This is a genomic window from Streptomyces sp. SID8374, assembly GCF_009865135.1.
Taxonomy (GTDB): Bacteria; Actinomycetota; Actinomycetes; order Streptomycetales; family Streptomycetaceae; genus Streptomyces.
Window position 1 is genome coordinate 1,726,523 of the sequence record NZ_WWGH01000002.1, and the last position, 13,441, is coordinate 1,739,963.

General features: G+C 71.2%; 11 protein-coding genes. 6 read left to right on the plus strand and 5 right to left on the minus strand.

Translation table 11 applies throughout. The features are described from left to right. Window positions 1–82: 82 nt before the first annotated feature. From GTY67_RS31000 to GTY67_RS31015, 4 genes are all read right to left on the minus strand, one after another. Window positions 83–2,368 (minus strand): excinuclease ABC subunit UvrA, encoded by a 2,286-nt coding sequence (locus GTY67_RS31000; protein WP_161281224.1) that lies wholly within the window; start codon window positions 2,366–2,368, stop codon window positions 83–85. 67 nt (window positions 2,369–2,435) lie between these two features. Then, a complete protein-coding gene (locus tag GTY67_RS31005; protein WP_161281225.1) occupies window positions 2,436–4,067 on the minus strand; it encodes an ABC-F family ATP-binding cassette domain-containing protein in 1,632 nt (543 codons plus the stop codon). Between the two features lie 253 nt (window positions 4,068–4,320). Then, the gene (locus GTY67_RS31010) at window positions 4,321–4,737 is read right to left on the minus strand and encodes an SsgA family sporulation/cell division regulator (RefSeq protein WP_161281226.1); all 417 of its coding nucleotides are present in this window, start codon (window positions 4,735–4,737) and stop codon (window positions 4,321–4,323) included. Between the two features lie 216 nt (window positions 4,738–4,953). Next, a complete protein-coding gene (locus GTY67_RS31015; protein ID WP_161281227.1) occupies window positions 4,954–5,256 on the minus strand; it encodes a YciI family protein in 303 nt (100 codons plus the stop codon). 53 nt (window positions 5,257–5,309) lie between these two features. Between GTY67_RS31015 and GTY67_RS31020 the strand changes: the two genes are divergently transcribed. Together GTY67_RS31020 and GTY67_RS34710 are read left to right on the plus strand one after the other, a co-directional pair. Further along, window positions 5,310–6,002 carry an endonuclease V gene (locus GTY67_RS31020; protein WP_161281228.1) on the plus strand — a complete coding sequence of 231 codons (693 nt, stop codon included), beginning with the start codon at window positions 5,310–5,312 and terminating at the stop codon, window positions 6,000–6,002. Window positions 6,003–6,080: 78 nt separating this feature from the next. Then, on the plus strand, window positions 6,081–6,224 hold the full coding sequence (locus tag GTY67_RS34710; protein WP_202462405.1) for a hypothetical protein: 144 nt from the start codon (window positions 6,081–6,083) through the stop codon (window positions 6,222–6,224). 9 nt (window positions 6,225–6,233) lie between these two features. Here GTY67_RS34710 and GTY67_RS31025 read toward each other — a convergent pair whose 3' ends face one another. Then, the gene (locus GTY67_RS31025; protein WP_161281229.1) at window positions 6,234–7,424 is read right to left on the minus strand and encodes a saccharopine dehydrogenase NADP-binding domain-containing protein; all 1,191 of its coding nucleotides are present in this window, start codon (window positions 7,422–7,424) and stop codon (window positions 6,234–6,236) included. A 232-nt stretch (window positions 7,425–7,656) separates the two neighbouring features. On the opposite strand from GTY67_RS31025, the gene GTY67_RS31030 reads away from it, so the two are divergent. Genes GTY67_RS31030 through GTY67_RS31045 form a run of 4 tightly spaced genes read left to right on the plus strand, consistent with a single transcriptional unit; the run spans window position 7,657 to window position 13,416 of the window. Continuing rightward, entirely contained in the window at window positions 7,657–8,790 is a 1,134-nt protein-coding gene (locus GTY67_RS31030) for a CaiB/BaiF CoA-transferase family protein (RefSeq protein WP_161281230.1), read from the plus strand. A gap of 8 nt (window positions 8,791–8,798) precedes the next feature. Next, window positions 8,799–9,941, plus strand: coding sequence for an acyl-CoA dehydrogenase family protein (locus tag GTY67_RS31035; protein ID WP_161281231.1), 1,143 nt, complete (start codon window positions 8,799–8,801; stop codon window positions 9,939–9,941). Between the two features lie 45 nt (window positions 9,942–9,986). Continuing rightward, a complete protein-coding gene (locus tag GTY67_RS31040; RefSeq protein WP_093689689.1) occupies window positions 9,987–11,201 on the plus strand; it encodes an acetyl-CoA C-acetyltransferase in 1,215 nt (404 codons plus the stop codon). Window positions 11,202–11,241: 40 nt separating this feature from the next. Continuing rightward, window positions 11,242–13,416 (plus strand): 3-hydroxyacyl-CoA dehydrogenase NAD-binding domain-containing protein, encoded by a 2,175-nt coding sequence (locus GTY67_RS31045; protein ID WP_161281232.1) that lies wholly within the window; start codon window positions 11,242–11,244, stop codon window positions 13,414–13,416. Window positions 13,417–13,441: the final 25 nt, after the last annotated feature.

Consider the following 13,441-nt stretch of genomic DNA (forward strand, 5'->3'; position numbering starts at 1 on the left):
CGTCCCCGCGGGCACCCGATTACGTACCGTTATGCGTGCAGCTCACCCCGGACTTCGGCGTACGTCAACGGGTCTTCGCAGGTCAGCGGGGTTCCTCGGGCAGGCCGAGATCCCGGCGCAGATACCGGGCGGTAACCGAGGTGCGGTCCGCCAGCAGCTCCTGGGGTGTCCCCTCGAAGACCAGCTCGCCGCCCTTCTTCCCGCCGTCCGGGCCGAGGTCGATCACCCGGTCCGCCCGTTTCACCACCTCCAGGTTGTGCTCCACGCAGATCACCGTGTTCCCCGCGTCGACCAGCCGGTCCAGCAGATCCACCAGCGCCCCCGTGTCGGCCAGGTGCAGCCCGGTCGTCGGCTCGTCCAGGACGTAGACGCTGGAGGTGCGGTGCAGCTGGGTGGCGAGCTTGATCCGCTGGCGCTCACCGCCCGAGAGGGTGCTCAGCGGCTGCCCGAGCGTCAGGTAGGTGAGGCCGACCTCGTCCAGGGTCCGCAGCTTCCGCAGCAGTACGCGGTCCTCGAAGAGCCCGACCGCCTGCGCCGCCGTCATCTCCAGCACGTCCACGATGGACCGGCCGCCGACCCGGTGCTTCAGTACGTCGTCGTGGAACCGCCGGCCCTCGCACTCCTGGCAGGTCGTGGTCACCGGGTCCATGAACGCCAGATCGGTGGAGATCACCCCGCGGCCCGAGCAACCCGGGCAGGCGCCCGCCGAGTTGAAGCTGAACAGCCCCGCGTCGACGCCGTTCTCCCGGGCGAAGACCTTGCGGATGGTGTCCAGCGCACCGATGTACGAGGCCGGGGTGGAGCGGGAGGAGGCGGTGATCGCGCTCTGGTCGATGACCACCGCCTGCGGGTGGGCCGCCGTGAACACCTCCGAGACCAGCGTCGACTTGCCCGAACCGGCCACCCCCGTCACCACGGTCAGCACCCCGGTGGGGAACGACACGTCCAGCCCCTTGAGGTTGTGCAGATCGGCGCCCCGGACCGGGAGATGACCGGTGGGGGAGCGGAACTCACTCTTGACGGTGGTCCGTTGACGCAGGCAGCGTCCGGTGAGCGTGTCCGCCTCGCGCAGCCGGTCGAACGGCCCCTCGAAGACCACGTGACCGCCCTCCGACCCGGCACGCGGCCCCATGTCGACGATGTGGTCGGCGACCGCCATCACATCCGGGTCGTGCTCCACCACCAGCACCGTGTTGCCCTTGTCGCGCAGCCGCACCAGCAGATCACCGAGCCGCCCGACGTCCCGCGGGTGCAGCCCGATGCTCGGTTCGTCGAAGACGAAGGTCAGCCCGGTCAGCGAACTCCCCAGGTGGCGCACCATCTTGAGCCGCTGCCCCTCGCCGCCCGAGAGCGTGGTCGTCTCCCGGTCCAGGCTGAGATAGCCGAGCCCGATCCCCACGAGCCGTTCCAGCCGCTCACGGGCCGCCGCCGCGATCGGGCCGCCCACCGGATCGTCGATGCGCGCCAGTACGCCGACGAGATCGGCGACCTCCATCCGGCCGTAGTCGGCGGGGGAGAGCCCGTCGATCCGGGTGGCGAGCGCCGCCGCGTTCAGCCGCGCCCCGCCGCAGGAGGCGCAGACCTTCTCGACGGTGAACCGGTCGGCCGCCGCACGCCGCTTGTCCGACAGCGACGCCGTGTCGCGCTTGAGGTAGAGCCGCTCGAACCGCGCCACCACCCCCTCGAACTGCATAGCCGCCGAGCCTGTGCGCATATCGACCCGGACGGTGAACCCGGAGCCGTACAGCAGCAGTTGGCGTTCCTCATCGCCGTACTCGGACAGCGGCAGGTCGTTGTCGAACCGCCCCGACCCGCCGTACAGGCTCCACTCCCAGCTGCCCACCGAGAGGCCGGGCAGCAGCAGCGCCCCCTCGTTCAGCGACTTCGACCAGTCCACCGCCCGGTCCAGATCGAGGCGGACCGTACGCCCCACCCCGTCGCACTCCGGGCACATCCCCGTCGGGTCGTTGAAGGAGTACGCGGTCGCCCCGCCCGCGCTCGGGGTGCCGTACCGCGAGAACAGCACCCGGATCACCGACCAGATGTCCGTCGCCGTGCCCACGGTCGACCGGACGTTGCCGCCGAGCGGCCTCTGGTCGATGACGACGGCCACGGACAGGTCCTCCATGGACTCGGCCCGTGGCCGCTCGTACTTCGGCAGCCGGTTCCGCAGGAACGAGGTGAAGGTCTCGTTCAGCTGCCGCTGGGACTCCACGGCGATCGTGTCGAAGACGACCGACGACTTCCCCGAACCGGAGACCCCGGTGAAGACGGTGATCCGGCCCTTGGGCAGGGCGAGGGAGACATCGCGCAGATTGTTCTCGTGCGCTCCGGTGATGACGATGCGGCGCTCGGTGCTGTGATCCATACCGGCGACGCTAGGCCGGATACCCGACAGCTTCTGTCGCCTTTTCCGGAGGATCTTCGGCGGTCGCTCACCGCCCCGCCCGCACCTCCTCCGCCGAGGTGTCCCGCAGCTCCCCGTCCAGCCGCAGCCACCGGGTGATCCCGATCGACTCCAGGAACGGCACGTCGTGGCCGGCCACGATCAGCGCCCCCTCGTACGCGTCGAGGGCCTCGGTCAGCCGTCGTACGCTCGCCAGGTCGAGGCTGTTCGTCGGCTCGTCCAGCAACAGCAGCCGGGGCGCCGGGTCCGCCAGCAGCAGCGTCGCCAGCGTGGCCCGGAACCGCTCCCCGCCCGACAGCGTCCCGGCCGGGTGGTCGGCGGCGCCCCCCTTGAAGAGGAAGCGCGCCAGCCGGGCCCGGACGCCGTTGTCGGTGAGGCCGGGCGCCGACCGCTTCACGTTGTCCGCCACCGACAGCGCGTCGTCCAGCGTGTCCAGCCGCTGCGGGAGGAAGCCCAGCGGCACCAGCGTCGTCGCCTCGCCGGAGACCGGGACGAGCTCGCCCGCGATCGTCCGCAGCAACGCCGTCTTGCCCGCCCCGTTGCGCCCGGTCAGCGCGATCCGCTCGGGCCCGCGCACCGTGAACTCCCCGCGCAGCGGCGCCCCGTAGGGCGGCGCCAGGTCGCGCAGGAGCAGCACCTCACTCCCCGGATGCACCCGGGTCCTCGGCAACTCGATGCGGATCTCCTCGTCCTCGCGCACCGCCGACTCCGCCTCGTCGAGACGCTCTTGGGCCTCCGCCAGCCGCTCGGTGTGCAGGATGCGGTGCTTGCCGGCCGACTCCTGGGCGGACCGCTTGCGCTGGCCCATCACCACCTTCGGCTCCCGCTTGGTGTCCCACATCTTCTGCCCGTACCGCCTGCGCCGGGCCAACTTCATGTGGGCCTCGGCCAGTTCGCGCTTCTGCCGCTGGACATCCGACTCGGCGGCCCGCACCATGCGCTGCGCCGCCTCCTGTTCGACCGCGAGCGCCTCCTCGTACGCCGAGAGGTTCCCGCCGTACCAGGTGACCGATCCGTCCCGCAGATCCGCGATCCGGTCGACCCGCTCCAGCAGCTCCCGGTCGTGACTCACCACGAGGAGCGCCCCGCTCCAGGCGTCGACGGCGTCGTAGAGCCGCTTGCGGGCCACCGCGTCCAGGTTGTTCGTCGGTTCGTCCAGCAGCAGCACCCCGGGGCGGGCCAGCAGCAGGGCCGCGAGGCGCAGCAGCACACACTCGCCGCCGGACATCTCCCCGACGGTGCGGTCCAGGCCGATAGGGCCGAGGCCGAGCCCGTCGAGGGTGGCGCGGGCGCGCTGCTCCACGTCCCAGTCGTCGCCGATCACGGTGAAGAGCTCCTCGCGTACGTCACCGGCCGCGACGGCGTCGATCGCCGCCCGCCGGTCCGCGATGCCCAGCACCTGATCGACCCGCAGGGCGGTGTCCAGGGTGACGGTCTGCGGCAGATACCCGATGCCGCCACGGATCCTGATCTCGCCCTCCAGCGGGACGAGTTCACCGGCGATCAGACGCAACAGGGTGGATTTGCCGCATCCGTTGAGCCCGATGAGCCCGGTGCGGCCGGGGCCCACGGTGAGGTCGAAGCCGGAGAAGACCTCGGTGCCGTCGGGCCAGGAGAAGGAGAGGGAGGTACAGCTGATGTGGGTGTCGGACGTAGACATACGGATCTCCCGTGTACGTCGGGGAATGAGCGCGGGACGGCTGACGAGCTGAGATCGCACACGGGCGCCATCGGCCACGACGAGGCGTGGCGGCACTGCACGGTGCGGGGGACCTCAGATCAGCAACGTCCCTCTCCGATCCGACGACAACAGGAACATCACCAAGGTAGAACCGGGGCGCACGGCCCGGCAACACGTTTTCGCCCGGGAGCCCGTGCGGTCATTCCCGTTCAGGGGAGCGGCGGCCCGCCGCTCAGCAGGCGCCGCCCAGCAGATCGGTCAGACTCCGGTCCAGCTCCAGATAGCGGTACTCGTCGCCCACCGGCACCAGCTCCTGTGCCCGCTCCAGGAAGTGGCGCAGCTCAGCCGTGCGTACGTGGACCATGGCGATGCCCTCGGCGGCGTGGAACTCCAGCACCGTCCGCTCGTACCCGAACGGCCTGACCCGGACATCGCCCTCGCCCGTAGGGGTGTCGACGCCCGCAGTCAGCAGCTCGCGGGAGAACTCCCAGGACACCTCGGTCCCCTCCAGGGTCGCCGGGGCCGGGAACGCCATCCGCACGGCGAAGGGGTCCTTGCGGTCGTAACTCAGTGTGGCCGGCAGGGTTTCCATCCGCGGGGCGGACGCGACCATGCGGGCCTGCACGGACTGCTCGATAACGCTGGACAAGACCTGCTCCCTCTCGCGGCTGGGTGAACGGTTCCCGGCATTGGAGTAGACGACGGAACGCATCGATCCGTGCACCGGCGGGTGGCGTGAGCTGCGTCACCGCCCACGCCCCGCCCTCCTCCGCGCTCTCCTGCACCGCTGCCCTCCTGCCCGGTTCTCGGCGGCGCACCCTGGAGCGCGCGCGTTCCCGGTGGGAGGGAGCGTGGTCCGTCCAACCTACTGGCTGGGCAACTCCTGCTTGTACGGGGCGAGTTCCGGTGCCGTTCTGGTCGCGATGAACTCGGTGATCCGGTAGGCGCAGACCCCGTGCTCGGCGAAGGGGTCGGCCGCGGCGATCGCCTCGATCCGCTCCCGGTCCTCCCCGACGGCGAGGACCACCCCGCCGTCCCGGGGGTTCTTGCGGCCCGAGGCGATGAAGACGCCCGCCGCGTACTGCTCGTCCAGCCAGGCGATGTGCTCCCGCATCAGCGCGTCCGCGCGCTCGACCGGGGCCGTGTAGGTCAATTCGAGTACGAACATGATCGCCAGGCTACGGGACCGGGGGTGCCCCGGAACCGCCTAAGCTGCTGGTCATGACGACACCGCCCCCTCCCGCCCATGAGACCCCCGCAGACGAAGCCGAGGGCCGGGCGATCCAGGACCGCCTGCGCGGCCTGGTGGTGCTGGACGAGCCGGGCCCGGCGCCCGGGACCGGTCTGGTGACCGGCGTCGACGTGGCGTACGACGACGAGAAGGACGTCGTCGTCGCGGCGGCCGTCGTCCTGGACGCCGAGACGCTGGAGACCGTGGACGAGGCCACCGCGGTCGGCAAGATCACTTTCCCCTACGTCCCCGGGCTGCTGGCCTTCCGCGAGATCCCCACCGTGCTGGAGGCCCTGGAGTCGCTGACCGTCGACCCCGGCGTCGTCATCTGCGACGGGTACGGGCTCGCCCACCCGCGCCGCTTCGGCCTCGCCAGCCATCTGGGCGTGCTCACCGGGCTGCCCGTGATCGGCGTCGGCAAGAACCCCTTCACCTTCACCTACGAGGCCCCCGGCCCCCGGCGCGGCGACTCCTCCCCGCTGGTGGACGGTGACGAGGTGGTGGGCCGGGCGCTGCGCACCCAGGAGAACACCAACCCGGTCTTCGTCTCCGTCGGCCACCGGATCAGCCTCGACAACGCCTGCGCCCACACCCTGCGCCTGGCCCGCCGCTTCCGCCAGCCGGAGAGCACCCGCCGGGCGGACGCCCTGTGCCGGCAGACCCTGCGCGAAGCGACCGCCTGAGACGAGCCGCTGTCCGCAGGATTCGACTGAGTATCCGTACGGATGGCGTAAAGCGATCTTGCTGGGCAGGCTGAACGTATGAACACCTCTCGTACAGCCGTCCGCCCCATGCCCCTCGACCCCGCCCAGCGACGCATCGCCCTCGGTATGGCCCTCGGCGGGGTCGTCGGCCTCGTCTGGCTGGGCGCGATGCTCTACACGCTGGTCAGCTGGATCTTCTGACAGCCCTGTTCAGCGGACCGCCGCCACCCGGAAGCGCAGCCCCGCCGCCGTCAGCCGCTCCAGCAGGGCATCGCCCATCGCCGTCGCCGTGGTGACCTGGCCGGAGGTCTCCGGGAGCTTGTCCAGAGCGAGGCACAGGGCCGACTCGGCGAGGATCTTGGCCGTCTCGTCGTAGCCCGGATCGCCGCCGGACACCTCGGTGAAGACCCGCCGCCCGCCGCCCTCCCCGACGAACCGGACGCTGAACCAGCTCCGCTTGCGGCGCTCCGCGTCCGGCCCCTGCCCCGCCTCGTACCGCCCCATCAGCCAGTCGCGTACGGGCCCCACCTGCGCGGCGGCGACCAGCGCGCCCACGGCCGCCGGGCCGCCGAGCGCCATCGGCAGGGTCTTGACCGAGGCGAAGTGGCGGTAGCGGAAGTCGGGGCCGTACCGCTCCAGCGCCCGCGCCGAGCGGCCCACGACCGCCGGGTCCACGGTCGGCAGCGGCAGCGCCCAGGTGCCGGTGGCCCCGCTGAAGTGCGGGGAGCCCGTAGGCGTGCGGACCCGGCGGCCCACCTGGCGGGGCTCGTGCAGGCGGCGCTCCCGGGCGGCGAGCAGCATCTGCGGGCCTCGGCCCATCGCGGTGAGCGCCGAGGCGAACGTACCGCCGGAGAACACGGCGTTGCTGCGGACGAAGCCGTCGACGGTCAGCGGCACGCCCTCCGGCAGCTGCTTGACCGTGAAGTACGCCCCCAGGTCATGGGGTACGGAGTCGAAGCCGCAGGCGTGCACGATGCGGGCCCCCGTCTCCCGGGCCCGCGCGTCGTGGCGCACATACATCCGGTCGATGAACTCCGCCTCGCCGGTGAGGTCCAGGTAGTCCGTCCCGGCCTCGGCGCAGGCGGCGACGAGCTTCTCGCCGTACAGGATGTACGGCCCCACGGTGGTGGCCACCACCCGGGTGGAGGTGGCGAGTTCGCGCAGGGCGTCCTCGTCGTCGGCGTCGGTCTCCAGCAGCGGCAGCCCGGCGCAGCGCGGTTCGATCGCGGTGAGCCGTTCGCGGAGCCGTTCCAGCTTGGTGCGGCTGCGGCCGGCCAGCCCCCAGCGCAGTCCTTCGGGGGCGTGCGCCGCCAGGTACTCGGCGGTGAGCACCCCCACGAAGCCGGTGGCACCGAAAAGGACGACATCCAGGGGGCGTGCCGCCCCATTCTGCCTGTTCACGAGTACCTCCGGGGGCGCGGGGACGGGTGGAGACGTGGCAGGCAGGCTAGCGGAGGGGGGCGTGGGGTGTGCGGCCGGGCGGGGCGCGGACGTGGATCGCCCGGGAGGGATGCGAGAGGATCGGGGAGGAAGAACTAAGCGCTTGCTCGGCCCAGGGGGTTGTGGAGAGCGGGGCGCGTTCTTAGCATCATTGATGTTACATCGGTTGTGTCACACCCCTGGGGGCTCAAGGATGGCAAGGACCGGGCACGGCCCGCTGACAGGCGTCCGTGTCGTCGAGTTGGCGGGGATCGGCCCCGGGCCGTTCGCGGCGATGCTCCTGGCGGACCTCGGAGCCGATGTCGTACGCGTCGACCGGCCCGGCGGCCCCGGCCTCGGCATCGACCCCGCGTACGACATCACCAACCGCAACAAGCGCTCCGTCCTCGTCGACCTCAAGGCCGAAGGCGGCGCCGAGCGGGTCCTGGACCTGGCCGAACGCGCCGACATCCTGATCGAGGGGAACCGCCCCGGCGTCGCCGAACGGCTCGGCGTCGGGCCCGACGCCTGCCTCGCCCGCAACCCGAAGCTGGTCTACGGGCGGATGACGGGCTGGGGCCAGGACGGGCCGCTGGCGCAGCGGGCCGGGCACGACATCGCCTACCTCGCCCTCAGCGGCACCCTCTCCATGATCGGCAAGCCGGACGAGCCGCCCGTGGTCCCCGCCAACCTGGTCGGCGACTACGCGGGCGGCTCGCTCTACCTCGTCGTCGGGGTCCTCGCCGCCCTCCAGCACGCCCGCACCCCCGGCGGCGCCGGGCAGGTGGTGGACGCGGCGATCGTCGACGGCGCCGCCCACCTCGCCTCGATGATCCACGGCATGCTGGCCGCCGGGAGCTGGCAGGACCGGCGCGGCGCCAACCTGCTGGACGGCGGCTGCCCCTTCTACGGCACCTACGCCACCTCCGACGGCGGCCACATGGCGGTCGGCCCGCTGGAGGGGCAGTTCTACGCCGAGTTCATCGGCCTCCTCGGCCTGGCGGACGCCTTCCCCGACCGGTGGGAGCTGGCCCGCTGGGACGAGCTGCGCGCCGCCGTCACCGAACGCTTCCTCACCCGTACGCGGGCGGAGTGGACCGAGGTGTTCGACGGCACCGACGCCTGCGTCGCCCCCGTCCTCTCCCTCCGCGAGGCGCCGCACCACCCGCACCTCGCCGCCCGCTCCACCTACGTGGACCGCAGCGGCATCACCCAGCCCGCCCCCGCGCCGCGCTTCTCCGCCACGCCCGTCTCCGTACGCAGCGGGCCCGCACAGCCGGGCGCCGACACGGACGCGGTCGCTGACGACTGGGGCGTACCGGGGCTCCGGACCGACCCTCACGACTAGGAGACCCCGTGCAACGCCAGATCTTCACCGAGGAGCACGACGCGTTCCGCGAGACCGTCCGGGCCTTCCTGGCCAAGGAGGTGCTCCCGTACTACGAGCAGTGGGAGCAGGACGGCATCGTCTCGCGCGACGCCTGGCTGGCCGCCGGGCGCGCCGGGCTGCTCGGCCTCGCCGTCCCCGAGGAGTACGGGGGCGGCGGCTCCACCGACTTCCGCTACAGCGCCGTCCTCGCCGAGGAGTTCACCCGGGCCGGGGCGCCGGGCCTCGCGATCGGCCTGCACAACGACATCATCGGCCCCTACCTCACCGGCCTGGCCACCGAGGAGCAGAAGCGCCGCTGGCTGCCCGGCTTCTGCTCCGGCGAGACCATCACCGCCATCGCGATGACCGAGCCGGGCGCCGGCTCCGACCTCCAGGCGATCCGCACCACCGCCGAGGACAAGGGCGGCCACTGGCTGCTCAACGGCTCGAAGACCTTCATCTCCAACGGCATCCTCGCCGACCTGGTGATCGTCGTCGCCAAGACCACGCCGGACGGCGGGGCGAAGGGGCTCTCGCTGATCGTCGTGGAGCGGGGTGCCGAAGGGTTCGAGCGGGGCCGCAACCTCGACAAGATCGGCCAGAAGTCGCAGGACACCGCCGAGTTGTTCTTCAACGACGTCCGTGTCCCCAAGGAGAACCTCCTCGGTGAGCTGGACGGCGCGTTCATCCATCTGATGACCAACCTGGCCCAGGAGCGCATGGGCATAGCGGTCGCCGGGATCGCCGCCGCCGAACACCTGCTGGAGATCACCACGCGGTACGTCAAGGAGCGCGAGGCGTTCGGCCGTCCGCTCTCCAAGCTCCAGCACATCCGGTTCGAGATCGCGGAGATGGCCACCGAGTGCGCCGTCACCCGGACCTTCCTGGACCGGTGCATCGTCGACCACTCCGACGGGACGCTGGACGCCGTCCACGCCTCGATGGCCAAGTGGTGGGCCACCGAACTCCAAAAGCGCGTCGCCGACCGCTGCCTCCAACTCCACGGCGGCTACGGCTACATGAGCGAGTACAAGGTCGCCAAGGCGTTCACCGACGGCCGTATCCAGACCATCTACGGCGGCACCACCGAGATCATGAAGGAGATCATCGGCCGCTCGCTGCTCGCCTGACCACCTCGTCGCTCTCCTCTCAACCACCCTCGAAAGGCAGCTGTCTTGAGTACCGAAGCATTCGTCTACGACGCGATCCGCACCCCGCGCGGCCGCGGCAAGGCCAACGGCGCCCTGCACGGCACCAAGCCGATCGACCTGGTCGTCGGCCTCATCCACGAGATCCGGGGCCGCTTCCCGGACCTGGACCCTGCCGCCATCGACGACATCGTCCTCGGCGTGGTCAGCCCGCTCGGCGACCAGGGCTCCGACATCGCCCGGATCGCCGCCATCGCCGCCGGGCTCCCCGACTCCGTCGCCGGGGTCCAGGAGAACCGCTTCTGTGCCTCGGGCCTGGAAGCGGTCAACCTGGCCGCCGCGAAGGTCCGTTCGGGCTGGGAGGACCTCGTCCTCGCCGGTGGCGTCGAGTCGATGTCCCGGGTGCCGATGGGCTCCGACGGCGGGGCCTGGGCGATGGACCCGATGACCAGCTTCGAGACCGGCTTCGCCCCGCAGGGCATCGGCGCCGACCTCATCGCCACCATCGAGGGCTTCAGCCGCCGCGATGTCGACGAGTACGCCGCCCTCTCCCAGGAGCGCGCGGCGGCGGCCTGGAAGGACGGCCGCTTCGCCCGCTCCGTCGTCCCGGTCAAGGACCGCAACGGCCTGCTCGTCCTGGACCACGACGAGCACATGCGCCCCGGCACCACCGCCGACTCCCTCGCCGGCCTCAAGCCGTCCTTCGCCGCCATCGGTGACATGGGCGGCTTCGACGCGGTGGCGCTCCAGAAGTACCACTGGGTCGAGAAGATCGACCACGTCCACCACGCGGGCAATTCCTCGGGCATCGTCGACGGCGCCGCCCTCGTCGCCATCGGCTCCCAGGAGGTCGGCGAGCGCTACGGACTCACCCCCCGCGCCCGCATCGTCTCCGCGGCGGTCTCCGGCTCCGAGCCCACCATCATGCTCACCGGCCCCGCCCCCGCCACCCGCAAGGCGCTCGCCAAGGCCGGGCTCACCATCGACGACATCGACCTGGTCGAGATCAACGAGGCCTTCGCCGGGGTCGTCCTGCGCTTCGTCAAGGACATGGGCCTGAGCCTGGACAAGGTCAACGTCAACGGCGGCGCCATCGCGCTCGGCCACCCCCTCGGCGCGACCGGAGCGATGATCCTCGGCACCGTGATCGACGAACTGGAGCGCCGCGACCAGCGGTTCGGCCTGGTCACCCTCTGCGTCGGCGGCGGCATGGGCGTCGCGACGATCGTCGAACGCATCTGACCTGTTCCCGGCCCCACCTGCTTACGGAGAAAACACCGACATGACGACCGAGAGCACCACCATCCGCTGGGAACAGGACGAGACCGGCGTCGTCACCCTCGTCCTCGACGACCCGAACCAGTCCGCCAACACCATGAACCAGGCCTTCAAGGACTCCATCGCGGCCATCGCCGACCGCGCAGAGGCCGAGAAGGACTCCATCCGGGGCATCATCTACACCTCCGCCAAGAAGACCTTCTTCGCGGGCGGCGACCTCAAGGACATGATCAAGGTCGGTCCCGAGAACGCCCAGGCCGCCTTCGACACCGGCACCGCGATCAAGCGCTCGCTCCGCCGTATCGAGACCCTCGGCAAGCCCGTCGTCGCCGCCATCAACGGGGCGGCCCTCGGCGGCGGTTACGAGATCGCGCTCGCCTCCCACCACCGCGTCGCCCTCGACGCCCCCGGCTCCCGCATCGGCCTGCCCGAGGTCACCCTCGGCCTGCTCCCTGCGGGCGGCGGCGTCACCCGTACCGTACGGCTCATGGGCATCGCGGACGCGCTGCTCAAGGTGCTCCTCCAGGGCACCCAGTACACCCCGCAGCGCGCCCTGGAGAACGGCCTCGTCCACGAAGTCGCCGCCACCCGCGAGGAGATGATCGAGAAGGCCCGCGCCTTCATCGACGCCAACCCCGAGTCGCAGCAGCCGTGGGACGTCAAGGGCTACCGCATCCCCGGCGGCACCCCCTCCAACCCGAAGTTCGCGGCCAACCTCCCCGCGTTCCCCGCCAACTTGAAGAAGCAGCTCGCGGGCGCGCCCATGCCCGCGCCGCGCAACATCCTGGCGGCGGCCGTCGAGGGCTCCCAGGTCGACTTCGAGACCGCCCTGACCATCGAGGCCCGGTACTTCACCGAGCTGGTCACCGGCCAGGTCTCCAAGAACATGATCCAGGCGTTCTTCTTCGACCTCCAGGCCGTCAACTCCGGTGCCAACCGCCCCAAGGACATCCCCGAGCGCCCGCTCCGCAAGGTGGCCGTGCTCGGTGCCGGGATGATGGGCGCGGGCATCGCCTACTCCTGCGCCAAGGCCGGGATCGAGGTCGTCCTCAAGGACGTCTCCACCGAGGCGGCCGCCAAGGGCAAGGCGTACAGCGAGAAGCTGCTCGCCAAGGCGCTCTCCCGGGGCCGTACGACGGAGGCGAAGCGCGACGAACTGCTGGCCCGGATCACCCCCACCGGCGACGCGGCCGACCTCGCGGGCTGCGACGCGGTGATCGAGGCCGTCTTCGAGGACACCGCGCTCAAGCACAAGGTGTTCCAGGAGATCCAGGACGTCATCGAGCCCGACGCCCTGCTCTGCTCCAACACCTCCACCCTCCCCATCACGGTCCTCGCCGAGGGGGTGTCCCGCCCGGCCGACTTCATCGGCCTGCACTTCTTCTCGCCGGTCGACAAGATGCCGCTGGTCGAGATCATCAAGGGCGAGCGGACCGGCGACGAGGCGCTGGCCCGCGCCTTCGACCTCGTACGACGCATCAAGAAGACGCCGATCGTCGTCAACGACTCGCGCGGCTTCTTCACCTCGCGCGTCATCGGCCAGTTCATCAACGAGGGCGTCGCCATGGTCGGCGAGGGTGTGGAGCCCGCCTCGATCGAACAGGCCGCCGCCCAGTCCGGCTACCCGGCCAAGGTGCTCTCCCTGATGGACGAGCTGACCCTGACCCTGCCCCGCAAGATCCGCAACGAGACCAAGCGCGCGGTCGAGGAGGCCGGCGGCACCTGGCCCGGCCACCCCTCGGACGAGGTCATCGACCGGATGGTCGACGAGTTCGGGCGCCCCGGGCGCAGCGGGGGAGCGGGCTTCTACGACTACGACGACGAGGGCAAGCGCGCAGGCCTCTGGCCCGGCCTGCGCGAGCACTTCACCAAGGCCGACGCGAACGTGCCCTTCGAGGACATGAAGGAGCGGATGCTCTTCTCCGAGGCCCTGGACAGTGTCCGCTGCCTGGAGGAGAACGTCCTCATCTCCGTCGCCGACGCCAACATCGGCTCCATCATGGGCATCGGCTTCCCGCCGTGGACCGGCGGCGTGCTCCAGTACATCAACGGGTACGAGGGCGGCCTGCCCGGATTCGTCGCCCGCGCCCGGGAGTTGGCCGAGCGGTACGGCGACCGGTTCCTGCCGCCCGCGCTGCTCGTGGAGAAGGCGGAGAAGGGCGAGACCTTCCACGACTGAGCCTGATCCGGGCCGCGTTCACCGC